Origin of the sequence: Halomonas sp. H5 (assembly GCF_050613175.1) — a bacterium.
Lineage (GTDB): Bacteria > Pseudomonadota > Gammaproteobacteria > Pseudomonadales > Halomonadaceae > Bisbaumannia > Bisbaumannia salifodinae.
Genome location: NZ_CP192510.1, coordinates 2219215 through 2243579, shown reverse-complemented (window position 1 = coordinate 2243579; position 24365 = coordinate 2219215). Strand labels below are relative to the sequence as shown.

18 protein-coding genes and 1 tRNA gene are annotated in these 24365 nt (G+C 69.1%); 15 read left to right on the top strand and 4 right to left on the bottom strand.

The features are described 5' to 3' along the window. The first annotated feature begins 91 nt into the window (after window positions 1-91). The 6 genes from ACQ1W9_RS10525 (at window position 92) to ACQ1W9_RS10500 (ending at window position 8373) form a co-directional block, all read left to right on the top strand. On the top strand, window positions 92-1060 hold the full coding sequence (locus ACQ1W9_RS10525; RefSeq protein ID WP_431023328.1) for a calcium/sodium antiporter: 969 nt from the start codon (window positions 92-94) through the stop codon (window positions 1058-1060). A 283-nt stretch (window positions 1061-1343) separates the two neighbouring features. Further along, the gene (locus ACQ1W9_RS10520; RefSeq protein WP_431023327.1) at window positions 1344-2756 is read left to right on the top strand and encodes a cytochrome ubiquinol oxidase subunit I; all 1413 of its coding nucleotides are present in this window, start codon (window positions 1344-1346) and stop codon (window positions 2754-2756) included. A gap of 12 nt (window positions 2757-2768) precedes the next feature. After that, on the top strand, window positions 2769-3770 hold the full coding sequence (cydB, locus tag ACQ1W9_RS10515) for a cytochrome d ubiquinol oxidase subunit II (RefSeq protein WP_346060489.1): 1002 nt from the start codon (window positions 2769-2771) through the stop codon (window positions 3768-3770). Window positions 3771-3774: 4 nt separating this feature from the next. Beyond that, window positions 3775-5436, top strand: a complete 1662-nt coding sequence (cydD, locus tag ACQ1W9_RS10510; protein WP_431023326.1) for a thiol reductant ABC exporter subunit CydD — start codon at window positions 3775-3777, stop codon at window positions 5434-5436. Beyond that, entirely contained in the window at window positions 5429-7135 is a 1707-nt protein-coding gene (gene cydC / locus ACQ1W9_RS10505; protein WP_431023325.1) for a thiol reductant ABC exporter subunit CydC, read from the top strand. The genes cydD and cydC overlap by 8 nt, the downstream gene beginning before the upstream one ends. A gap of 242 nt (window positions 7136-7377) precedes the next feature. Continuing rightward, complete coding sequence (locus ACQ1W9_RS10500) at window positions 7378-8373, top strand: adenosine deaminase (RefSeq protein ID WP_431023324.1); 996 nt, start codon at window positions 7378-7380, stop codon at window positions 8371-8373. 98 nt (window positions 8374-8471) lie between these two features. Here the strand turns inward: ACQ1W9_RS10500 and guaD are convergent, their stop codons facing one another. From guaD to xdhA, 4 genes are read right to left on the bottom strand one after another with little or no spacing between them, the layout of a single operon-like run. Beyond that, window positions 8472-9797 carry a guanine deaminase gene (guaD, locus tag ACQ1W9_RS10495; RefSeq protein ID WP_431023323.1) on the bottom strand — a complete coding sequence of 442 codons (1326 nt, stop codon included), beginning with the start codon at window positions 9795-9797 and terminating at the stop codon, window positions 8472-8474. Between the two features lie 38 nt (window positions 9798-9835). Then, on the bottom strand, window positions 9836-10684 hold the full coding sequence (gene xdhC, locus ACQ1W9_RS10490) for a xanthine dehydrogenase accessory protein XdhC (protein ID WP_431023322.1): 849 nt from the start codon (window positions 10682-10684) through the stop codon (window positions 9836-9838). 1 nt (window position 10685) lies between these two features. Beyond that, window positions 10686-13067 carry a xanthine dehydrogenase molybdopterin binding subunit gene (xdhB, locus tag ACQ1W9_RS10485; protein WP_431023321.1) on the bottom strand — a complete coding sequence of 794 codons (2382 nt, stop codon included), beginning with the start codon at window positions 13065-13067 and terminating at the stop codon, window positions 10686-10688. Further along, on the bottom strand, window positions 13051-14511 hold the full coding sequence (gene xdhA, locus ACQ1W9_RS10480; RefSeq protein WP_346060481.1) for a xanthine dehydrogenase small subunit: 1461 nt from the start codon (window positions 14509-14511) through the stop codon (window positions 13051-13053). Before xdhA ends, xdhB begins: the two co-directional genes overlap by 17 nt. Window positions 14512-14770: 259 nt before the next feature. Between xdhA and ACQ1W9_RS10475 the strand changes: the two genes are divergently transcribed. From ACQ1W9_RS10475 to ACQ1W9_RS10435, 9 genes are all read left to right on the top strand, one after another. Continuing rightward, entirely contained in the window at window positions 14771-15421 is a 651-nt protein-coding gene (locus ACQ1W9_RS10475; protein WP_431023320.1) for a TetR/AcrR family transcriptional regulator, read from the top strand. A 116-nt stretch (window positions 15422-15537) separates the two neighbouring features. After that, on the top strand, window positions 15538-16263 hold the full coding sequence (locus ACQ1W9_RS10470; RefSeq protein WP_431023319.1) for a GntR family transcriptional regulator: 726 nt from the start codon (window positions 15538-15540) through the stop codon (window positions 16261-16263). Between the two features lie 88 nt (window positions 16264-16351). Next, a complete protein-coding gene (hrpB, locus tag ACQ1W9_RS10465) occupies window positions 16352-18781 on the top strand; it encodes an ATP-dependent helicase HrpB (RefSeq protein ID WP_431023318.1) in 2430 nt (809 codons plus the stop codon). Between the two features lie 411 nt (window positions 18782-19192). Then, window positions 19193-20560: a c-type cytochrome gene (locus ACQ1W9_RS10460; protein ID WP_431023317.1), complete on the top strand. Its 1368-nt coding sequence runs from the start codon at window positions 19193-19195 to the stop codon at window positions 20558-20560. A gap of 90 nt (window positions 20561-20650) precedes the next feature. Continuing rightward, window positions 20651-22414, top strand: coding sequence for a cytochrome c oxidase subunit I (locus ACQ1W9_RS10455; protein WP_431023316.1), 1764 nt, complete (start codon window positions 20651-20653; stop codon window positions 22412-22414). Beyond that, window positions 22411-23070, top strand: coding sequence for a cytochrome c oxidase subunit 3 (locus ACQ1W9_RS10450; protein WP_346060475.1), 660 nt, complete (start codon window positions 22411-22413; stop codon window positions 23068-23070). Before ACQ1W9_RS10455 ends, ACQ1W9_RS10450 begins: the two co-directional genes overlap by 4 nt. Window positions 23071-23080: 10 nt before the next feature. Continuing rightward, a complete protein-coding gene (locus tag ACQ1W9_RS10445; RefSeq protein WP_346060474.1) occupies window positions 23081-23788 on the top strand; it encodes a cytochrome c oxidase subunit 3 in 708 nt (235 codons plus the stop codon). A gap of 12 nt (window positions 23789-23800) precedes the next feature. Then, on the top strand, window positions 23801-24121 hold the full coding sequence (locus tag ACQ1W9_RS10440) for a cytochrome C oxidase subunit IV family protein (protein ID WP_346060473.1): 321 nt from the start codon (window positions 23801-23803) through the stop codon (window positions 24119-24121). A gap of 110 nt (window positions 24122-24231) precedes the next feature. After that, window positions 24232-24308: transfer RNA gene (locus ACQ1W9_RS10435), tRNA-Pro, on the top strand. Window positions 24309-24365: the final 57 nt, after the last annotated feature.

The following is a 24365-nucleotide window of genomic DNA, read 5'->3' as shown; positions in this document are numbered from 1 at the left end:
ACGGCAAGCCTCCTGAGTGGGTGGGGCATTATGGCTCATTATGCAAGGTCGCTGGGCTTCTACAACCAACACTGATGTAAAAGGAGAGATCATGTTGCTCTGGTTAGCTGCCATCACCCTGGGGCTGGTGGTGCTGGTATGGAGTGCCGACCGTTTCGTCGCCGGGGCCGCGGCCACCTCGCGGCATCTGGGGTTGCCACCGCTGGTGATCGGCATGCTGGTGCTGGGCTTCGGCACCTCGGCGCCGGAGCTGGCGGTCTCGGCGCTGGCGGCGGGGCAGGGTAACCCCGGCCTGGCCTTGGGTAACGCCTATGGCTCGAATATCGCCAATATCGGCCTGATCCTCGGCCTGGTGGCGTTGATCTCGCCGCTGGCGGTGCACTCCCGGGTGCTGCGCCGCGAGCTGCCGATCCTCGGCGCTATCACCCTGCTGGCGCTATGGCAGCTGCGCGACGGGGTGGTGGGGCATGGCGATGCCTGGCTGCTGCTGGGGCTGCTGGCCGTGTTTATCGGTTACAGTCTGTGGCAGGGCCGCCAGGCCGATAGCCTCGGCGACGAGACCGAGGAGCTGCTCGCCGAGACGCCCATGGCGCTGCCCAGGGCCCTGGGCTGGACCCTGGTCGGCCTGGTGCTGCTGGTGGCCAGCTCCCGCCTGCTGGTGTGGGGCGCGGTGGCGATCGCCGAGAGCCTCGGCGTCAGCGACCTGGTGATCGGCCTGACCGTGGTGGCGGTGGGCACCTCCCTACCGGAACTGGCCGCCTCCCTCAGCGCCCTGCGGCGCCGCGAGCACGACCTGGTGCTGGGCAATGTGGTGGGCTCCAACCTCTTCAATACCCTGGGGGTGGTGGGCCTGGCGGGGGCGATCGCCCCGATCGATGCCGGTGGCGAGGTGATGATGCGCGACTGGCCGGTGATGGCGGTCATGACCCTGCTGATGGCCATCTTCGCCATCGGCTGGCGGGGCCGCGACGGGCGCATCAACCGCTTCGAAGGGGGCGCGCTGCTGGCCATCTATGTCGCCTACCTGGGCTATCTGGCCTGGTTGCTGGGCACCGCCTGAGACTGTCGCGCCGACGGCCCGGGCCGTCGGGAAGGGACCCCGCCGGGCCAGTGCCCGGCGAGGTTTCCTGGTCGGCCGCGGCGCACTGCGGCAATCCACCACAGCCGAAAGGCCGCCAACTGCGGCAACCGGACACACCCTGGCGGGAGCTCATCCATTCCCCCTGATGCCCGAGGGGCCTAGCATAAGCATATCCAGATAGGCTCGCGTCACGACGCGAGCCGAATTTGTCACTAGGCTCAATTAGCATCATCGGCTTACGCTCGCCATCAGGGAGACAACCATGGAGCTTGACCCCTTACTGCTATCGCGAATCCAGTTCGCGTTCGTGGTGTCCTTTCACGCGATATTTCCGGTCTTCACGATCGGCCTGGCGTCCTATATCGCCTTGCTGCATGGCCTCTTCTACAAGACCGCCAATCCCGCCTGGGATCGACTGGCGCTGTTCTGGACCAAGGTCTTCGCCGTGGTCTTCGGCATGGGGGTGGTGTCGGGCATCGTGATGTCCTTCCAGTTCGGCACCAACTGGAGCAACTTCTCCCTGGCCTCCGCCAACTTCCTGGGTCCCATGCTCAGCTACGAGGTGGTCACCGCCTTCTTCCTGGAGGCGGGCTTCCTCGGCGTGCTGCTGTTCGGGCGCGGCAAGGTACCCCAGGGGGTGCATCTGTTTGCCTCCCTTATGGTGGCGCTGGGCACCTTTATCTCGGCCTTCTGGATTCTCGCCGCCAATAGCTGGATGCAGACCCCGGCGGGGGCCGAGCTGATCGATGGCCGCTTCCATGTGCTGGCCTGGGGGGAGGCGATCTTCAATCCCTCCTTCCCCTACCGCTTCACCCATATGGTGCTGGCCTCCTTCCTCACCGGCGGCTTCGTGGTGGCTGGGGTCAGCGCCTGGTACCTGCTGATCCGGCGCGACGTGGAGGCCAACAAGAAGGCGCTCTCCATGTGCCTGTGGCTGCTGCTGGTGCTGGCCCCCGCCCAGGCGGTGGTGGGGGACTTCCATGGCCTCAACACCCTGGAGCACCAGCCCACCAAGGTGGCGGCCATGGAGGGGCACTGGGAGACCAGCGGCCATGTGCCCCTGTTGCTGTTCGCGATTCCCGATCAGGCTAACCAGACCAACCGCTTCGAGATCGGTATCCCCAGCCTGGCGAGCCTGATCCTCACCCATGATCCCGCCGGGGTGGTGCCGGGGCTGAGCGAGGTGGCACCGGAGGAGCAGCCGCCGGTGTGGCTGGTATTCTGGTCGTTCCGGGTCATGGTGGGCCTGGGCCTGCTGATGATCGTCGTGGCGGTGGCGGGGCTCTGGCTGCGTCGCGGCGGGCGCCTCTATGAGCATCGCGGCTTCCTGCAGCTGTTGCGGCTGATGAGCGTGACCCCCTTTATCGCCGTGCTGGCGGGCTGGTTCGTCACCGAGATCGGCCGCGCCCCCTGGCTGGTCTATGGCCAGATGAGTCATAGCGAGGCGCTGACCCCCTCGCTCACCGGCGGCATGGCGCTGTTTACTCTGATCGGCTATGTGGCGGTCTATGCGTTGGTGTTCTGGGCCGGGGTCTATTACCTGACCCGGGTGGTGCGCCAGGGCATGCAGGACGGCGAGGAGATCCAGGGCGAGGTGGAGCGTGCCATGCGCCCGCTGTCGGCCAGCCATACCCCCTTCGACGATGGCCCCGCGGCCACCGCCGCCAATCGCTAAGGAGGCGATATGATGGGTACTATCGATCTGGCATTGATCTGGGCCGTCATCATCGGCTTCGGCGTGATCATGTACGTGCTGATGGATGGCTTCGACCTGGGGCTGGGGATCCTCTTCCCCTTCGCCCCGGACGAGGACTCCCGTGACGTGATGATGAACTCGGTGGCGCCGGTCTGGGACGGCAACGAGACCTGGCTGGTGCTGGGCGGGGCCGGCCTGCTGGGGGCCTTCCCGCTGGTCTATTCGGTGTTCCTGCCGGCACTCTATATCGGCGTCTTCCTGATGCTGGCGGGGCTGATCTTCCGCGGCGTGGCCTTCGAGTTCCGCTTCAAGTCGCGGGCCAACCGCCACTGGTGGAACCGCGCCTTCAGCTGGGGCTCGGCGGTGGCCGCCTTCGCCCAGGGCGCCGTGGTGGGCGCCTATATCCAGGGCTTCGCGGTGGAGGACTTCGTCTATGTGGGTGGCCCCTTCGACTGGCTGACGCCGTTCAGCGTGCTCACCGGCTTCGGCCTGATGGCCGGCTATGCGCTGCTCGGCGCCACCTGGCTGATCATGAAGTCGGAGGGGCATGTGCAGGCGTGGGCCTACCGCATCACCCCGACCCTGCTGGCCCTGGTGCTGGCGGTGTTCCTGATCATCAGCCTGTGGACGCCCTTCGTGAACCCGGATGTCTGGGAGCGCTGGTTCGGCCATATCCAACTGATCTGGATCTTCCCGGCCCTGGCCCTGGGCTGTGCGCTGCTGCTGATCCAGGCGGTGCGTCGGCGCCGCGAGGGCCTGCCCTTCGTGGCCACCGTGGGCCTGTATATCTTTACCTACCTGGGGCTGGTGGTCAGCAAGTGGCCGGTGATCGTGCCACCCGACTACACCATCTGGGACGCCTCCTCGGCGCCGGAGTCCCAGCTCTTCCTGCTGATCGGGGTGCTCTTCGTGATTCCCATCGTGCTGACCTACACCGCCTGGAGCTACTGGGTGTTCCGCGGCAAGGTCAAGGTGGGTGAGGGATACCATTAAGCCCATGCCGGAGCCCCTGACGCCGCGCCGCTGGCTGACCGAGCTGGCGGCGGGGGAGCGCCGGCGCCTGGGCCTGGCCACCCTGGCCGGCGTCGGCGTCGGCCTGGCCACCCTGGCGCAGATGGCGCTGCTGGCCTGGTTGATCTCCCGCCTGCTGGTGGATCAGCGCCCCCTGGTCGAGTTGATGCCCGCCTTCCTGGCCCTGGCGGCGGTGCTGGTGGTTCGTGCCCTGCTGCAGTGGGGCCAGGAGGCGCTCTCCCAGGCCGCCAGCCTGGCCATTCGGCGGCGGGCGCGTCATAGCCTCCTCGATCACCTGACGGTCCTGGGGCCGGTGGGGCTGGCGGGGCGCCATAGCGCCGGCCTGGCCTCGCAACTGGTGGAGCAAATGGAGGCCCTGGACGGCTACTTCGCGCGCTTCCTGCCCCAGTTGCGCCTGGCGCTGCTGCTGCCTCTGGCGATTCTGGTGGTGGTGTTCCGGCTCGACTGGCTGGCGGCGCTGTTCCTCTTGCTGGCCGCACCGCTGATTCCGCTCTTTATGGCCCTGGTGGGCATGGGCGCCGAGCGCCTCAATCGCGAGCAGTTCGCCGCGGTGACCCGCCTGGCCGGGCATTTCCTCGATCGGGTGCGGGGGCTGGCCACCCTGCAGCTCTTCGACCGCACCCAGGCGGCCACCGAGGAGGTCTTCGCCGCCGCCGACGAGTACCGCCAGCGCAGCATGAAGACCCTGCGCCTGGCGTTTCTCTCCTCGGCGGTGCTGGAGTTCTTCGCCTCGGTGGCCATCGCCGTGGTGGCCATCTATGTGGGGTTCGGCCTGCTGGGCTATATCGACTTCGGCCCCGCGCCGCAACTGACCCTGTTCAGCGGCCTGCTGGTGCTGCTGCTGGCGCCGGAGTTCTTCCAGCCGCTGCGCAGCCTGGCTCAGCACTATCATGACCGGGCCGCGGCCCTGGGGGCGGCGGAGTCCCTGGTGGCGCTGCTCGAGGAAGTGCCGCCCCAGGGGGCCGTCCAGGCACCCGTTCGTTCCTCGGCGCATCTGATAGAGCTCGAGGAGGTCACGCTGGCCTATCCCGGGCGTGGCGTGGTGGTGGGGCCCCTGGATCTCGCGGTGCGCCGCGGCGAGATCCTGGCCCTGGCCGGGCCCTCCGGGGCGGGCAAGTCGAGCCTGCTGCGGCTGATGGCGGGCTTTATGGGGCCAGCGTCGGGAGAACTGCGCCGGGATGCCGTGCCCCTGGCCTGGATGGATCAGCGGCCGCTGATCCTCCAGGCCAGCCTGGCGGAGAACCTGCGCCTGGCGGCCCCGGAGGCCGGTGACGACGCGATGACCGCGGCCCTGACGCGGGCCGGCCTCGGTGAGCTGTTGGCCCGGCTGCCGGAGGGCCTGGCGACCCCGGTGGGCGAGCGGGGCAGTGGCCTCTCCGGGGGCCAGGCCCAGCGCCTGGCCCTGGCCCGGGTCTTCCTCTCCGCGGCGCCCCTGGTGCTGCTGGATGAGCCCACCGCCAGCCTCGACAGCGACAGCGAGGCGGCGGTGATTCGTGGCCTGCAGAGCCTGGCCGCCGAGGGGCGTACCCTGGTGGTGGCGAGCCACCAGCCGGCCCTGCTGGCCCTGGCCGATCGGGTGGTCCGCCTGGACGATGGCGCGACGCCGGAGGAGGGGAGTGATGGCTGAGTCTTCGCTACGCCAGACCCTGGCCCCCTGGCTGCGGCTCCTGGGTCGGCGCCGCCGGCGCCTGCAAGTGGGGGCCCTGCTGCTGCTGGCCACCGTGGCCTCGGCCATCGGCCTGCTGGCCTTGTCCGGCTGGTTTATTACCGCCACGGCGCTGACCGGCCTGCTGCTGGCCGCCGGGGTGGCCGCCAGCCTGGATGTCTATGTGCCCGGGGGCGGGATCCGCTTCTTCGCCGTGGCCCGCACCGTGGCCCGCTACCTGGAGCGCCTCTATAACCATGACAGCGTGTTGCGCTTGCTGGCCGACCTGCGTGCCCGCTTGTTCGCGGTACTGGCCGGCCTCGACGGCCACTCGCTGGCCCGGCGTCGGGCCAGCGAGTGGCTCAATCGCCTGACTGCCGATATCGATACCCTGGATGGCCTCTACCTGCGCCTGCTGGCACCGCCGCTGGTGGCGCTGCTGGCGATTCTCGGCGTGGCGGGCTTCCTGGCGCTCTTTGCCCCCATGATCGGCGCCCTGGTGGCGCTGCCGTTGTTGCTGACCTGGGCCTGGCTGGTGCTGGGCCAGGCGCGCTGGGGCCTGGTCCCCAGCCGGCGCCGGGTGGCGAGCCTCGACCGGCTGCGCGGGCAGGCGGTGGAGACCCTGCAGGGCCTCCCCGAATGGATCGCCTATGGCAGCCTGGGGCGCCAGCGCACGCGCCTGGAAGCCGAGGAATCGGCCCTCTATGCCGACCAGTGGCGGCTGGGGCTGCGTAGCGCCGTCGGCAACGCTCTGGTGGGGCTGACGGTGAGTGGCACCGCCGTGCTGGCGCTCTGGCTGGCCGCGGCCGCCCATCAGGCAGGCCAGCTATCGGGGCCGGTGATGGTGATGATGCCCCTGGCGCTGCTGGCCATGGGGGAGGCCCTGGCGGCGTTGCCGGCGGCCTTTACCCAGTTCGGCGCCAGCCTGGCCGCCGCCGAGCGGCTCAATGCCCTGGAGGCCGCACCGCAGGCCCCCCTGGGGGGCGATCAGACGCTGGCGGAGGGCGTCCCCGAACTCGCCCTGGAGGGCGTGACCCTGCGTTATCCCGGGGCCCTGACCCCGGCGCTCTGCGAGGTCTCGCTGCGCCTGGCCCCGGGGGAGCGAATCGCCCTGCTGGGCGCCTCCGGGGCCGGCAAGTCGAGTCTGGCGGCGCTGGTGGCGGGCCAGCTGACGGCCACCGCAGGAGAGGTCAAAGTGGCGGGGCGGCCGCTCGGCGCGTTGTCGCCCGCGGCCTGGCGGGAGGCCCTGGCCTGGCAGACCCAGCGTCTGGAGCTGTTCGACGATAGCCTGGCGGCCAACCTGCGTCTGGCCGCCCCCGAGGCGGATGAGGCGGCGCTGTGGCGGGTGCTGGCGCTGGTCGAGCTGGATCAGTGGGCCCAGTCACTGCCCCAGGGGCTGGCGACCCGGGTCGGTGAGAGCGGAGGCCTGCTCTCCGGGGGCCAGGCGCGGCGCCTGTCGCTGGCCCGGGTGCTGCTGCGCGAGCGCGCCCGCCTGGTGATCCTCGACGAGCCCTTCGCCGGGGTGGATGCGGCCATGGCGGCACGCATCGCCGCGCGCCTGGACGCCTGGCTCGAGGGGCGCAGCCTGCTCTATCTGATCCATCAATGGCGGGATGCCGCGCCGCTGCCCGGTATCCGGCGCAGCTATCGCCTGGTGGAGGGGCGGCTCGAAAGCGTTTGATGTAGGGATATCGCAGTTAGTGCGTTCTGCTCGGAGGCCCGGGGCTACCCTGAGGGCAGACCGTCGCGGGGCGCTGTAAACCCCTCCCTGGGCGCTACTTTTGCCATCCCTGGCAAAAAACCCCCGCTCCGTCCTGCCCCCAGCGCCCCTGATTTTCAAGCCTGGTGGAGTGGGGGGAGTAAAGCTTTGCGCAACTGGTCAAGATCTAGCAGGATAGGTAAAAGCCCAATGAGGAGATGGCCATGCGTGATTTTTTGACCCGTCTGCCCAAGGCCGAGCTGCATCTGCATATCGAGGGCACCCTGGAGCCCGAGCTGATGTTCGAGCTGGCCGAGCGCAACCGGGTGGACCTGCCCTATGCCGATGTGGAGGCGGTACGCCGGGCCTATGATTTCGACGACCTGCAATCCTTCCTCGACCTCTACTACCAGGGCATGGGGGTCCTGCAGCGGCGCGAGGACTTCCACGAGCTGGCCATGAACTACTTCCGCCGCGCCCACGCCGAGGGGGTGGTGCATGTGGACCTGCATTTCGATCCCCAGGCCCATCTGGCCCGGGGGCTGCCCCTGGCGGTACCGGTGGAGGGACTCTATCGGGCCATGCGTGACGCCGAGCGGGAACTGGGCCTCTCCACGGGGCTGATCCTGGCCTTCCTGCGCGACCGCCCCGCCGCGGAGGCCCTGGAGGTGCTGGAGGCGGCCTCCCCCTACTGGGAACTGATCGATGCGGTGGGCCTGGACAGCGCCGAGATGGGCCATCCGCCGAGCAAGTTCGCGGAGGTGTTCCGGCGGGCCAAGGAGCTGGGCCTGCCACGGGTGGCCCATGCCGGCGAGGAGGGGCCGCCGGCCTATATCCGCGAGGCCCTGGATCTTCTTGAGGTATGCCGCATCGACCACGGCGTGCGGGCCATCGAGGATCCCGACCTGATGACGCGGCTGGCCGCCGAACGCATCCCGCTCACCGTCTGTCCGCTCTCCAATCTGCGCCTCAAGGTGGTCAAGGAACTCGGCGAGCTGCCCCTGCCGCAGCTGCTCGAGGCGGGACTCACCCTGACCCTCAACTCCGATGATCCCGCCTACTTCGGCGGTGGCGTGCTGGACAACTACCTGGCCTGCCAGCGGGCCTTCGGCTGGGACGAGGCGATCTTCCTGGGCCTCGCGCGCAACGCCCTGGAGGCGGCCTTTATGCCCGAGACGCGGCGCCGCGATCTCCTGCAGCGGCTGGAGGCGATGACGTAGCCCGGGTCACTGGTCCGAAAATGCACCAATAAAAAGGGGCGGTCCATGCATGGCATGGCCGCCCAATAGCGCGAGGCAACAGGAAAACTCAGGATGTCTTAGGCGATGGCGTCCCTCCGGTGTAGGCACTCGCCACCGGCCCAGGTGGCATGGACCGCCCGGTCATCGCCGAGGATCATCAGCGCGAAGAGGGTCTCCGCCAGGCTCTGGGTGCGGGCGGTGCGCCGTGCCAGCAGCGGCGTGGCGGCGGGGTCGAGGACCACGATATCGGCCTCGGCGCCGGGGCGCAGGCTGCCGATATGCTGGTCGAGGTGCAGGGCCCGGGCATTGCCCAGGGTCAGGCGGTAGAAGCCCTGCCAGGCGGTCATCGGCTGGTCCAGCAACTGGCCCACCTGGTAGGCGGCCTTGAGGGTGGCCAGGCCCGAGAGGTCGGTGCCGCCGCCCACGTCGCTGGCCAGGGTGGTGTTGAGGCCAGCATCGCGGCAGGCCTGGCGATCGAAGAGGCCGCTGCCCAGGAAGAGGTTGGAGGTGGGACAGAAGGCGATATTGGCGCCGGCGGCGGCCAGGCGATTGCGCATCTCCTGGTCCAGGTGAATGCCGTGGGCGAAGGTGCTGCGCGGGCCCACCAGGCCGAAGCGCTCGTAGACCGCCAGGTAGTCACGGCACTCCGGAAAGAGCTCCGCCACCCAGGCGATCTCGCCCTTGTTCTCCGAGAGGTGGGTCTGCAGATGCAGGTCCGGGGCGTTGCGCAGGATGCCGCCGGTGGCGTCCAGCTGCGCCGGGGTGGAGGTGGGGGCGAAGCGCGGGGTCAGGCTGTAGCCGAGGCGCCCCTTGCCGTGCCAGTCGGCGATCAGCCGCTCGCTGTCGGCGATGCCGCCCTCGGCGGTGTCGGTGAGGGCCTCCGGGGCGTGGCGGTCCATCAGCACCTTGCCGGCCAGCATACGCAGGCCGCGCTTCTCGGAGGCGCTAAAGAAGGCCTCCACCGAGTTGGGGTGCGAGGTGCAGAAGACCTGGGCGCTGGTGGTGCCGGCGCGCAGCATCTCGGTGAGGAAGGCGTCGGCGACCTCCTCTGCGTGGGCGCGCTCGGCGAAGCGGCACTCCTCCGGGAAGGTGTAGTCGTTGAGCCAGTCGAGCAGCTGGCGGCCGTAGGAGGCCATGATATCGAGCTGGGCATAGTGCACATGGCTGTCGATAAAGCCCGGCAGGATCAGCTTGCCGGAATAATCGACCACCTCGATGCCCGCGGGCAGCTGGGGGGCCAGCTCCCGGTAGTCGCCGACGGCGCGGATGCGGCCGTCTTCCAGCCACAGGGCGCCATCCTCCAGGTGCAGGACGCTGCCCTCGGCGGGGCTGTCGCCCTCGCCGGGGTCGTTGATAAAGCTCAGCAGGGGGCCGCGCAGGACCCGAGTCTGGGCATTGCTCATGGGATTCTCCAGGGGCGGGTGGTCGAGCCACCCGTCGATCATGATGTCTTGGGTTGCGAGAAGGCGTCGCGTAGTACCTCGGGGGCCACCCCGCGGCGATCCGGCTGGGCCGCCTCTGGCTTGAGGGTCAAGAGCTCCGCACTCACCGCCAGGGCGATCTCGTAGGGCAGCTTGCCCTTGGCGCCGGGGATGCCGATGGGGCAGCGCACCCGGGCCAGGGCCTCGGGGCCGTGGCCGGCGTCCGCCAGGCGGCGCCGGAAGCTGGCCCACTTGCTGTCGGAGCCGATCAGCCCCAGGGAGGCGCAGTCGCCCCGGGCCAGCAGGTCGTCCACCAGGGCGCGATCCTCGCCGTGGTCATGGGTCATCACCAGGGCGTGGCAGCCGGCGGGCAGGGCCGCCACCGCCTCGGTGGGGTCCGGGGCCTGGCGACACTCGAGGCGCGGCTGATCGGCGGCCCAGGCCGGGAAGGCATCCTCGCGGCTGTCGTGCCACAGCACTCGCCAGGGCAGGGGCGCCAGCAACCCCACCAGGGCCTGGCCCACATGGCCGGCGCCGAACAGTGCCACCGTCATCTCGGCGCCGCCGAAGACCTCGATCAGCACATGCACATAGCCGCCGCAACACTGGCCGGAGCGCCCTCCCAGGGGAAAGGCCTCCAGCCGCGGACCGAATTCGTCCTCGGCCAGGGCGCGGCGGGCGGCGTCGATCACCTGGTACTCGAAGGTGCCGCCGCCCAGGGTGTCGTGGACGGCATCCAAGGTGATCACCATCTTGGCGCCGGGTTCCCGCGGGGTGGAGCCGGCGGCGCCCACCACGCTGGCCAGGGCATGGGGCACCGCCTCCCGCTGGAGGCGATGCAGGGCCTGGTGCCAGGAGAGGGCGCCCATCTCAGGCCGCTCCCTGGGCGTCTCGCAGGGCCTGGGCCACCATCAGCACCCGCTCCGGGGTGGCCGGGGTGTCGAGCTGCGGGGCGACCTTGTAGTCGGCCAGGCTGGCCAGGGCGTCGCGCAGTGCCGACCATACCGAGATGCCGAGCATGAACGGCGGCTCACCGACGGCCTTGGAGCGGTAGATGCTGGCCTGGGAGTTGGGGTGGCCCTCCAGCAGCTTGACGTTCATCACCGGCGGCAGGTCGCCGAAGGCGGGGATCTTGTAGGTGGCGGGGCCGTCGGAGACCAGGCGGCCGGCGTCGTTCCACTTCAGCTCCTCGCTGGTCATCCAGCCCATGCCCTGGATAAAGGCGCCCTCGATCTGGCCGATATCGATGGCCGGGTTCAGGGAGTCGCCCACGTCGTGGAGGATATCGACCCGGCTGACCCGGTATTCGCCGCTCAGGGTGTCCACCTCCACCTCGCTGACCGCGGCGCCATGGGCATAGTAGTAGAAGGGGCGGCCCTTGCCGGTATTGCGGTCGTAGTGGATCAGCGGGGTGGCATAGAAGCCCTTCTCGGAGAGCGAGACGCGCCCGAGATAAGCGGCCTGCACCAGTTCCGCCCAGGGCAGGCGGCGCTCGGCCTCGCCTTGCCCGGCCACCAGGGCGCCACCCTCCAGGCGCATGCCGTCGCGATCCAGGCGGTAGTGCTCGGCGGCGAAGTCGAAGAGCCGCTCGCGCAGCTTGGCGGCGGCGTCCCTGGCGGCCTGGCCGTTGAGGTCGGCGCCGCTGGAGGCCGCGGTGGGCGAGGTGTTGGGCACCTTGTCGGTGCGGGTGGCGGTGATGCGCACTCGCTCGATGTCCAGGCCCAGCTCCCGGGCCACCACCTGACACACCTTGGTGTGCAGGCCCTGACCCATCTCGGTGCCGCCGTGGTTGATCATCACGCTGCCGTCGGTATAGACGTGGAGCAGGGCGCCGGCCTGGTTGAGGTGCTGGACGGTGAAGGAGATGCCGAACTTCACCGGGGTCAGCGCCAGGCCCTTCTTGATGATCGGGCTGCTTCGGTTGAAGTCGGTGATCGCCTGGCGACGGGCCCAGTAGTCGCTGCTCTGCTCCAGCTCGCCGATCAGGTCATGCAGCAGCTGAATCTGCTCGACCCGCTGACCATAGTGGGTGACGTCGCGGCCGGGACGGTAGAGGTTGCGCTTGCGCACCGTCAGCGGATCCTCGCCGATATGCCGGGCGATATCGTCCATCACCTGCTCGATGATCATCACCCCCTGGGGGCCGCCGAAGCCGCGGAAGGCGGTGTTGGAGGCGGTGTGGGTCCTGGCCCGGTGGCCGGTGACCCGGGCCTGGCCCAGGGAGTAGGCGTTGTCGGAGTGGAACATGGCGCGATCCACCACCGCATCGGAGAGGTCCGGCGAATAGCCGCAGTCGCCGATCACGGTGATCTCGCCGCCGACCAGCACGCCCTGGTCGTCGATGCCCAGGCGGTAGCGGTTATGGAAGGGGTGGCGTTTGCCGGTGGCGCGCATGTCCTCGGCCCGGGGCAGGCGCAGCTTCGCGGCGCGGCCCGTGCGCCGGGCGACCAGGGCGGCGATGCAGGCCCAGGGCGAGGCCTGGGTCTCCTTGCCGCCGAAGCCGCCGCCCATGCGGCGCATCTCGGCGGTGACCGCGTGGAAGGGGATGTCCAGCACCTCGGCGACCAGCTTCTGGGTCTCGCTGGGGTGCTGGTTGGAGGTGTGGATCACCACCCCCTCGTCCTCGCTGGGGGTCACCAGGCAGGCCTGGCCCTCCAGGTAGAAGTGCTCCTGGCCGCCGACGAATTGCTCGCCTTCCAGCACGTAGGTGGCGTCGCGCAGGGCCTGCTCCCAGTCACCGCTCTGGTGGTGATGGGTGGGGCGCACGAACTCACCGCGCTCGGCGGCGGCCACCGGGTCGAGGCTCGCCGGCTGCTCGTCGATCTCCACCACCGCCAGGGTCACCGCCTGGCGGGCGGCCTGGTAGCTCTCGGCGGCCACGGCGAAGATCACCTGGCCCACATAGCTGATCTCGTCGTCGACGAACAGCGGGTCGCCGGGGAAGACCGGGCCGATATCGGTATGGCCGGGCACGTCGACGATGGTGATCACGTCCACCACCCCGGGGGCGGCCTTGACCTGCTCCAGGTCGAGGCGGGTCAGGCGGCCATGGGCCACCGGCGACAGGCCGAGGGCCAGGTGCAGGGTGTCGGCGGGGCAGGGGATATCGTCGATATAGGCGGCCCGGCCGGTGACGTGCTTGACGGCGCTCTCGTGAATCCGGGACTGGCCGGCGGCGCCGCTGCCGGTCTCGGCCCGGGGGCTCGGGGCCTGTTGGGAAGCCTCGGGGGCGAGTTCAGTGAGCGTACGCATCGAGGGTCACCTTGGTGTCGTTGTGGGTGGTGTCGATCATCAGCCGCAGGCGTTCGAGCAGGTTGGCGGCGGCCAGCTTGCGGTACTCGGCGCTGCCGCGCACATCGCTCATCGGCGAGAGCTCCTGGTCGAGGGCCGCCTTGGCCGCGGCGAAGGCCTCGAGGCTGGGGGCCTGTCCCTCCAGGGCCGCCTCGGTGCGGGGCACCCGACGGGGGATCGCCGCCATGCCGCCGAAGGCCAGGCGCACGTCGCGCATCACGCCCTCCTCCAGGCGCCAGGCGAAGGCCGCCAGCACCGCGGAGATATCGTCCTCACGACGTTTGGACAGCTTCCACACCTTGAGATTCTGGTCCGCCGCCGGGCGCGGCAGGAAGATGCCGCGAATAAATTCGTTGTCGGCCAGGGCGGTCTTCTTGTAGTCGAGGAAGAAGTCGCCCAGGGGCAGTTCCCGTTCGCCGTCGGGGCCGTCCAGCAGCAGCCGGGCCTCGAGGGCCAGCAGCACGGGGGGGCTGTCGCCGATCGGCGAGGCGTTGGCAATATTGCCGCCCAGGGTGGCGCGGTTGCGGATCTGCTGGGAGGCGAAGCGGTGCAGCAGGTGGGCGAAGGCCGGATAGGCCTCCTCCAGCAGCGGCTCGAGCCGCGACAGGGGCACCGCGGCGCCGATCCACCAGCCGTCGTCGGTGGCGTCGATCTCGTTGAGCTCGGCGACCCGGCGCACATCGATCAGGTCGTCGAGGGCCTTGAGCTGCTGGGTGGTCTCCAGCCACAGGTCGGTGGCCCCGGCCACCAGGCGTGCCTGGGGACGCTCGGCCTTGAGGCGACGCAGCGCGGCCAGGTCGCGGGGGGCGCTGAAGTGGCCCTGGCCGGCCAGCTCGGCGGGGGCCGCCTGGCGCTGCTTGCCCACGTCGACGGCCAGTCCCGGATCGTCGGCCCAGCTGGGGTGGGTGTCCGGGTAGTCGCCCATGGTCAGGGCGGCGTCGCGGATCGGCCGGTAGCCGGTGCAGCGGCACAGGTTGCCGCCCAGGGCCTGCTCCAGGCGCGCCTGGGTCAGCGGCGCGGGGGTGCGGCGCTGGTTCTCGTGGAGGGTGAACAGCGACATCACGATACCCGGGGTACAGAAGCCGCACTGGCTGGCGTGGCACTCGACCATGGCCGCCTGGGCCGGATGCAGGGCGTCGCCCCGGGCCAGGCCCTCCACGGTGACCAGGTGACAGCCCTGGAGCTGGTGGGCCGGGGTAATGCAGGCGTTGGCGGTGCGATACTCCAGTTCGCCGTCGGCGTTGGGCTCGCCGATGGTCACGGTGCAGGCGCCGCAGTCACCGGAGGCGCAGCCCTCCTTGGTGCCGGTCTTGCCGAGTCGGGTCCGCAGCAGTTCGAGGACGCTGGTGTCAGGGGGCACCTCGACGCCGCTTTGGCGTTGGCCATTGAGATAGAAGTCGATCATTGGCGTATCCGCTGGTTGTTATCGTCTGTCGATGTCTTGACCGATCGGTCAACTTTTAGAAAGCGTGGCCGATCCCCGCCCAAAGTGCAAGGGGAAATTTCACCTTGTCCAAGCTTGGGGCTACCCTGGGGACAGGCCGTCGCGGGGCGCTGTAAACCCTTGGCCATTCCAGCGGCGATAGCCCTGGTTCGAGGGCTAAGGCGTTGCACCGGGCCCGGGGCTGCGGCAAGCTTGTGGCTTTGCAGCCGAGCGGTGACCGATGACCTCCATGAATTCCGTCGATTCGACGCCGACCCGCGCCCGTAACGAGCAGCTGATCCTCGAGGCCGCGGAGCGCGTCTTCGCCTGCCACGGCTATCGTGGCGCCAGCGTCCAGGCCATCGCCGAGGCCGCCGGGTTGCCGAAATCGAACGTGCTCTACTACGTGGGCAGCAAGCGCCGGCTCTATGTCACCCTGCTGGAGCGGATGATGGCGCGCTGGAACGCCATGCTCGACGATATCCGCGTCGAGGACGATCCCGCCGAGGTGCTGGAGGCCTTTATCCGCAGCAAGATGGCGCTGAGCCGTAGCCATCCCCAGGGCTCGCGGCTGTTCGCCGCGGAGATCCTCGGTGGCGCGCCCTTCCTGCAGGAGTACCTGCACGGCGAGCTGCGCGACTGGGTGCAGGCCCGGGCCCGGGTCTTCGAGCAGTGGGCCGAGCGCGGCCTGATGGACCCGGTGGATCCGGTGTGGCTGATCTTCCTGATTTGGTCCTCCACCCAGCACTACGCCGACTTCGAGGCCCAGGTGCTGGGCATCACCGGCCAGGAGAGCCTCTCCGACGCCGACTATGCCCGGGCCACCGACTTCCTCTGCCGGGTGATCCTCAAGGGCTGCGGGGTCAAACGGGCCGGCGCCGACGCTCCCTGAGTGCCCCCTTGCCCATTTTTGTATACACTATGGGTAGGAAATGATGTTCAGCGACTGCGCCATTGGAAAGGGCCGGCTGGGATACCAACAAGACGGAGCGGAGTGGGCGCCACGCGATGAATAATCAATGGCAGGAGACCATGCTCGCCGAGGTGAAGGCGGGCGGACGCATCAGCGATCAGCATATCGTCGATATGATTCGCCAGGCGGTGCTGAGCCAGCGGCTGCCGCCGGGGACCCGGCTGCCGGAGGTGGCCCTGGGCGAGATCTTCGGCGTCAGCCGCTCGGTGGTGCGCAAGGCCCTGACCCGGCTGGCTTCCTACCATGTGATCACCCAGCAGCCCAATCAGGTGGCGCGGGTCTGCGCCCCGGATATCGACGAAACCCATGAGATCTTCGCCGCCCGGCGCCTGGTGGAGGGCGAGGTGGTGGCCCTGCTGGCCGGGAAACTGGAGCCCGAGCAGTGCGCGGTGCTGGCCGGCCATATGGAGGCCGAGAAGGCCGCCTATGCCGAGGGCGACGAGGGGGCGCGCATCGAGCACTCCCTGGCCATTCACCACTACCTGGCCGATCACTCCCCCAATCGCATCCTCGGCAAGATGCTCTCCGAGCTGATCCTGCGCACCTCCATCGTGATCGCCCTCTACAAGCAGCCGAGCCTGGCCTCCTGTTACCTGGAAGGGGACCACGGCACCCTGCTGGCCTGCCTGCGCGACGGCGACGCCGACGGCGCCCGTCGGGCCATCGACAACCACCTGGCGGGCCTCGAGCAACTCCTCGACCTGCGCGCCCAGGAGAACCGCATCGATCTGGCGGCGATTTTCGGTAAACTGGGCGGCTGACCCGGCGACCCGTTTTTCCCCACGGCCCGGCGACTCGTCGGGCCGTGGTCGTTTGCGGCCCGGCCTTCGTACGAACCCCGAGAGCCTTATGCGCGATTCCCTGCCCATCGATAGCCAATTGCCCGAGATTCAGGCCACCCTGGAGGCGCATTCCCGGGCCTTGTTGATCGCCGAGCCCGGCGCCGGCAAGACCACCCGGGTGCCTCTGGCGCTGCTCGAAAGCGACTGGTGCCGAGGGGGCCGGCTGCTGTTGCTGGAGCCGCGGCGGGTGGCGGCGCGGCTGGCGGCGGCGCAACTGGCCGCCAACCTGGGCGAGTCGGTGGGCCAGACGGTGGGCTACCGCATGCGCGGCGAGTCGCGGGTCGGCCCCGAGACCCGCCTGGAGGTGGTCACCCAGGGCGTATTGACCCGCATGCTCCAGGCCGACCCCAGCCTCGAGGGCGTGGCCGGGGTGATCTTCGACGAGTTCCACGAGCGCAGCCTGGAGGCCGACCTGGGCCTGGCCCTGACCCTGGACGCCCAGGCGGGGCTACGCGAGGCGCTGCGCCTGCTGGTGATGTCGGCGACCCTGGACGAGGCCACCCTGCTCGGGGTGCTGGGGGAGGCGACCCCGGTGCTGCGCTGCCCGGGGCGGACCTACCCGGTCACCACCCAGTATCGCGCCATGCCCAGCCGCGCGCGGCCCGAACGTCACCAGGCGGCGGTGATCCGCGAGGCCCTGGCCGCCGATGAGGGCGATGTTTTGGTGTTTCTGCCCGGGGTGGCGGAGATCCGCCGCCTGGCCCGGGAACTCGGTGACCTGGACACGCCGGTGCTCGAACTGCATGGGCGCCTGCCGCTCGCCGAGCAGCGCCGAGCCCTGGCTCGGGATCCGCAGGGCCGGCGCCGGGTGGTGCTCTCCACCGCCCTGGCGGAGTCCAGCGTCACCGTGGATGGGGTGCGTATCGTCATCGATGCCGGCTTCGAGCGGGTGCCGGAATTCCAGTCGCGTACCGGCCTGAGCCGACTGGTCACCCGGCGGGTCAACCGGGCCAGCGCCGAGCAGCGACGGGGGCGGGCGGCCCGTCAGGGCCCCGGGGCCTGCTATCGGCTGTGGGCGGCGGAGCAGGCGCTGCCGGCCCATGGCGAGCCGGAGCTGCTGCAGGCCGACCTGGCCCCCCTGGCCTTCGAGCTGGCGCGCTGGGGCGTCACCGAGGCCGAGGCGCTGGCCTGGGTGACGCCGCCCCCCGCCGCGGCGCTGGCGGCGGGACGGGCGCGACTGTGGCGCTTGGGCCTGCTCGACGCCGAGCATCGGCTGACCGGGCTGGGGCGCGATGCCGAGCGCTGGCCCTGCCATCCGCGCCTGGCGGCGATGCTGGTGTGCGCCGTCGGGATCGACGCTCAGCCCCTGGCTTGTTGGCTGGCCGCCGCCCTGGAGACGGGCATCGAGCATGACGACCTGGCCGAGGCCTTCCGCCGACTGCCTGGCCCCCGGGCCCAGGGCAGCGAGGCCCAGTGGCGTCGCGAGGCCAGGCGCTTGGCGCGGATTGCCGGGGTGGGCCTCGAGGTCGCGGATCTCTCGCCGCTCGGCGAACTGGCCGCCCTCGCCTGGCCGGAGCGGGTCGCCATCAACCTGGCGCCCGGACGCTTCAAGCTGGCCGGCGGCAGCCAGGCCTGGCTGCCCGAGACGCACCCCCTGGCCCAGGCGGCGACCCTGGTGGCGGTGGCCCTGGACGGCAAGCCGGAGGGGGCGCGGATCTTCAGCGCCCTGGCCGTGGAGCGCCCGAGCCTGGCGACCTGGTATCCCGAGATCGAGACCTGGCGGCCACGCATCCGCTGGGACGCCGAGGCCGGGCGTCTGGTGGGGGAGGAGGTCAAGGCCCTGGACGAGGCGATCCTGGCGCGCCGTCCCCTGGCCAAGCTGCCCGCCGAGGCGGCGGAGGCGGCGCTGCTTTCGGCCCTTCGCGAGCGGGGCCAGCTGGCCTTCGACGAGGAGGGTGAGCAGCTCCGGGCGCGGATGGCGCTATTGCGCCGCGAGCTGCCCAAAGAGCAGTGGCCCGACTGGTCCACGCCGGCCCTGCTGGCCGACCTGGAGACCTGGCTGGCGCCGCACCTGGCGGGGCTGCGCAGCCTGGAGGCGGTGGATCGCCTGCCGCTGGGCAAGTTACTGCTGGACGGCCTGGATTGGGAGCATCGCCAGCGCCTGGAGCGCCTGACGCCGACGCACCTGAGGGTACCCAGCGGCTCCCGGGTGCGCCTCGACTACCGGGGCGAGTCACCGCTGCTGGCGGTCAAACTCCAGGAACTGTTCGGGCTGGCCGAGACGCCGCGCCTGGTGGAGGGGCGGGTGGCGGTGCTGGTGCAGCCGCTGTCGCCGGCGCGGCGGCCCCTGCAGACCACCCATGACCTGGCGAGCTTCTGGCGCCACGGCTACTTCGAGGTGCGCAAGGAGATGCGCGGCCGCTATCCCAAGCACCCCTGGCCGGATGACCCCCTGTCCGCCCAGGCCACCGCCCGCACCAAGCGCCGCGGTCACTGAGTTGGTCTGGCGTGCCTCCGGCCTTTTATCCCTGGCCGGAGGCCCCCCTCTTCATGGTTCACCGAAGCCACCGCCCGTACCAAGCGCCGTGGCCACTGAGTTGGTCTGGCGAGCCTCCGGCCTTTTATCCCTGGCCGGAGGCTCCCCCTCTTCATGGTTCACCCAGGCCACCGCCCGCACCAAGCGCCGCGGTCACTAATCCGCGCTATCTCCGTTGGAGTGGCTAAGGGGCTTGCCCCAGGGTAGCCCCGGGCCGCCGAGCTACTAATGGCGATAGCCCTAGGCCGTTGATCCGACGGCTTCTACCCGGGCCTGCTGATTTAGTGTTATTGGCGCCCCTTCGGCCCCCTCACTATAGTGACAGAGGTGTGGATGCCGGGCCCGGCGGGTTGGCGGGCCGAGGAGAGGCCGATGATCATCGCCTGGGTCGTGATCCTGCTGACATTGGGGTCGGTGCTCTTCTATGTGCTGAGTCCCTGGCATCTGACGCCGCTGGCCTCCAACTGGGGCGCCATGGACAGCACCATCCATATCACCGCCCTGGTCACCGGGGCGGTCTTCGTCGCGGTCAACCTCTTCCTCGCCTGGGTCATCCTGCGCTATCGCCATCGGGCCGATCGCCGCGCCGCCTTCGATCCCGAGAACAAGCGCCTGGAGGGCTGGCTCACCCTGGTCACCAGCCTCGGTATCGCCGCCCTGTTGGCGCCTGGCCTCTGGGTCTGGGGGGCCTTCGTCAGCGTACCGGAGGAGGCCCACGAGGTAGAGGTGGTGGGCCAGCAGTGGCGCTGGAGCTTTCGCCTGCCCGGTGAAGATGGCGAGCTGGGGCGGGTCGATACCCGTTTGATCGACGAGACCAACCCCTTCGGCATGACCGAGGATCCCGCCGGGCTAGACGATCGCCTGGTGATGGAGCCGCGGCTGCTGTTGCCGATGGGCCAGCCGGTCAAGCTGCTGCTGCGTTCCAAGGATGTGCTGCACAACTTCCAGGTGGCCAACTTCCGCGCCAAGATGGACCTGGTGCCTGGCCAGGTCTCCTATTTCTGGCTGACCCCCACCGAGGCGGGGGAGTACGAGGTGGCGTGTGCCGAGCTGTGCGGCATCGCCCACTTCGCCATGCGTGCCTGGGTCGAGGTGGTGGAACCGGAGGTCTTCGAGGCCTGGCTGGCCGAGCAGCCGACCCAGGCCGACTGGCTGGCCCGGGCCAACCCCGACCCGACAGCGGGGCAGGCCCACTATGCCAGCTGTGCCGCCTGCCATGGCGCCAATGGCGAGGGCAATGCCAATATCCAGGCGCCGCCCCTGGCGGGGATGGCCCCCTGGTACCTCAGCCGTCAGCTCGAGCTGTTCCGTCGCGGTGCCCGTGGCACCCATCCCGAGGATACCCAGGGCCAGCAGATGCGCCCCTTCGCCCAGCAGCTCGCCGATGGCGCCGCCATCGCCGACCTGGCGGCCTATATCGCCGGCTTCGAGCCGGTTCAAGCCTCCCCCGCCGAGTCGGGGAATGCCCGGCGGGGCGCGCGCCTCTACCGCACCTGCGCCAACTGCCACGGCGAGTGGGGACAGGGCATTCCCGCCACCCAGGGGCCGCGCCTGGCGGGGCTGCCGGACTGGTACCTGATCCGCCAGTTGGAACACTTCAGGGAGGGGATTCGCGGGCGCCATGCCGACGACCCCTACGGCAATCAGATGGTGGACATGGCCCAGATGCTGGTCAATCGGCGGGCGGTGGAGGATGTGGTGGCCCATATCACTACCCTCGGCGTGATTGAGGAAGAGTGACCCATGGGGCAACCATGGGGAGATCGGCGAGGGGACGAAGGCGTGGTGCATATCACCCGCTTCCGGTCCGGGACGGAGGAGGAGTCAGCCATGGTGGAGTCACGGGGGTCGGCGGTCGTCGAGGAGATGGAGCTGGTCCATCCCAAGACCTTCCTCGGCAAGTACATCTGGAGCCAGGATGCCAAGGTGATCGCCATCCAGTATGGCCTCACCGCCACCGCCATCGGCCTGGTGGCCCTGGTGCTGTCGATCTTGATTCGCCTGCAACTGGGCTTCCCCGGCACCTTCTCGCTGATCGACCCGAGCAGTTACCTGCAGTACGTGACCATGCATGGCATGATCATGGTGGTCTACCTGCTCACCGCCTTCCTCCTGGGTGCCTTCGGCAACTATCTGATTCCGCTGATGGTCGGCGCCCGGGACATGGCCTTTCCCTTCCTCAATATGCTCAGCTACTGGTTCTACCTGGCCTCGGTGCTGATCCTGGTGGCGAGCTTCTTCGTGCCCGGCGGGCCCTCCGGCGGGGGCTGGACCCTTTACCCGCCCCAGGTGATCAGCGCCGGCACCCCGGGGGCGGGGGGCGGCATCGTCCTGATGCTGGTCTCGCTGGTGGTCTTTATCGCCGGCTTCACCATGGGCGGGCTCAACTATGTGGTGACGGTGCTCCAGGCGCGCACCCGAGGCATGACCCTGATGCGCCTGCCACTCACCGTCTGGGGCATCTTCATGGCCACGGCGCTGGCCTTGCTGGCCTTCCCGGCGCTGCTGGTGGCGGTGCTGATGCTGCTCTGCGACCTCTTGCTGGGTTCCAGCTTCTTTATGCCGGAGATGCTCAACCTCGGCGAGCCAACCGGGCACGAGGGGGGCAGTCCCTTGCTCTATCAGCACCTGTTCTGGTTCTTCGGCCATCCCGAGGTCTATATCGTGGCCCTGCCCGCCTTCGGCATCGTCTCCGACGTGCTGGCCTGCCACGCCCGCAAGAATATCTTCGGTTACCGCATGATGGTCTGGGCGCTGATCCTGATCGGTGTGCTCAGCTTCGTGGTCTGGGCGCATCATATGTTCGTCAGCGGCATGAACCCCTACTTCGGTTTCCTCTTCGCCACCACCACCCTGGTCATCGCCGTGCCCACCGCCATCAAGGTCTACAACTGGGTGCTGACCCTGTGGCGGGGCAATATCCGCCTCACGGTGCCCATGCTGTTCGCCATCGGCTTTCTCTTCACCTTCGTCAACGGCGGCCTGAGCGGGCTCTTCCTGGGCAATGTCACCGTGGATGTGCCCCTCTCGGACACCTACTTCGTGGTGGGGCACTTCCATATGGTGATGGCGGTGGCGCCGGTGCTGGTGATCTTCGCCGGCCTCTACCACTGGTATCCCAAGGTCAGTGGCCGCATGTTCCACCAGGGGATGGCCAAGTGGCACTTCTGGCTGACCTTCCTGGGCACCTACCTGGTCTATTTCCCCATGCACTTCATGGGCTTCGCCGGCGTGCCCCGGCGCTACTACGCCTATGGCGAGAGCGCCTTTATTTCCGAGTCGGTGATTACCATGAACCTGGTGATCACCCTGGCCGCCCTCGTCGTGGCCTCGGCCCAGCTGCTGTTCCTGTTCAATATGGCCTGGAGCCTGCGGCACGGCGAGAAGGCCGACTCCAATCCCTGGGGGGCCACCACCCTGGAGTGGCAGACGCCCCATACCCCGCCGCGGCACGGCAACTTCGGCGATCAACTGCCGGTGGTCTATCGCTGGGCCTACGACTACAGCGTGCCTGGGGCGGCCCAGGACTTCCTGCCCCAGAACCTGCCGCCGGAGGCGGTGTCCCGAGCCGAGGGCGGGGAGGCGTCGTCATGATCCTTTCCCTGGCCCTGGTGACGCTGCTGATGGCGCTGTTCGGTGGCTGGCTGTTCCGGCACTCCTGGGGGGCGCGTCCCTGGGAGGCCCAGGCCGCGGGGCAGTCGCCGCACCGCCAGGCCCCGCCCGGGGCCACCTCGGCGCGGGTCGGCCTGGGGGTGATCCTGGCGGTGGCCACCTCGCTATTCGCCCTGACGGTGAGTGCCTACCTGATGCGCCTGGAGCAGGGCAGCGACTGGCGCCCCTTGAGCATGCCCGGCCTGCTGTGGGGGAATACCCTGCTGCTGGTGGCGGCCAGCCTGGCCCTGCAGCGGGCCTGGCGAGCGGCCCGGGCGGAGAAGCCCGCGGCGTTGCGTACCGGCCTGGCCTGGGGCGGCGGGCTAAGCCTGGCCTTCCTGACAGGGCAGGGCCTGGCCTGGTGGCAACTGACGGCGGCGGGGGCCACGCTGCAGGCCAGTCCCGCCGGCAGCTTCTTCTACCTGCTGACCCTGCTGCATGGCCTGCATCTGATTGGTGGCCTGGTGGCCTGGTGGCGTGCCTGGCGGCGTCTGGGGCGGGGGGGCGATATCACCGCCGGCGTCGAGCTCTGTGCCCTCTATTGGCACTACCTGCTGGTGGTCTGGGGCGTGCTCTTCGCGCTCCTGCTGATGACCTGAGGAGGCGATCATGAGTGACCCGCATCCCCCATCGTCTCGAACCGCCGAGGCCGCCCGGGGCCTGGTCGCCGACTGGGCGGCGGAGCGGCGTGTCTTCGCCATGCCCTGGGACAAGGCGATGATCTGGCTGTTTATCCTCAGCGACATCTTTATCTTCGCCTGCTTCCTGGTGGGCTATATGACGCTGCGCATCGCCGCCACCGACCCCTGGCCCAATGCCAGCGAGGTGTTCGCCCTGAGCCTGGGGGGCGAGCCGATTCCGCTGCTGCTGATCGCCATCATGACCTTCGTGCTGATCAGCAGCAGCGGCACCATGGCCCTGGCGGTGAAGTCCGCCCACGAGGGGCGGCGCGGGATGACCGCGTGTCTGCTGGGGCTGACGGCCCTGCTGGGGCTGACCTTCCTGGGCATGCAGGCCTTCGAGTGGACCAAGCTGATCGAGGAGGGGGTACGCCCCTGGGGCAATCCCTGGGGCGCGGCCCAGTTCGGCGCCAGCTTCTTCCTGATTACCGGCTTCCATGGTACCCATGTCACCTTCGGGGTGCTGTTCCTGGTGATCATGACGATCAAGGTGATGCAGGGCTCATTGGCCGAGCGGCGACCGGGCTTCATGACCCGACGGCGGGGCCGTTATGCCATGGTGGAGTCCCTGGGGCTCTACTGGCACTTCGTCGATCTGGTCTGGGTGTTTATCTTCGCGTTCTTCTATCTCTGGTAGCGGGAGGTCGTCATGAACGAGCCGGTACGGGGCGCGCATCCTCCACTGCGGGCCTACCTCTGGGTATGGCTGGCGCTGTTTGTCCTCAGCGTGCTCTCCTACGGGGTGGACTATGTCGGCCTGGAGGGCTATCTCAAGTGGTTCCTGATCACCGCCTTTATGCTGCTCAAGGCGGGGCTGATCATGGCGGTCTTCATGCATCTGGCCTGGGAGCGCCTGGCCATCGTCATCACGGTGCTGCTGCCGCCGGGGGTACTGCTCTTCCTGGCGGGGCTGATGGCCCTGGAGTCCCACTACACCCTGCTTAGTCGACTGCGTTTCTTCCTCTTCTGAGTCCTGCCCCCAAGCTTTTGAAAAAAAGCGCAAATCAGGGGTTTTCATTTGCCGGCAAGCTGGGTAATATACGCCTCGTTCTCGGGGCACACGAAGCGCCGGAAACGAGTCGGAGCGTGGCGCAGCTTGGTAGCGCGCTGCAATGGGGTTGCAGAGGTCGCAGGTTCGAATCCTGTCGCTCCGACCAGAAAATACCGTAAAAACCGCCGCTTAGGATTATCGTCCAGCGGCGGTTTTTCGTTGC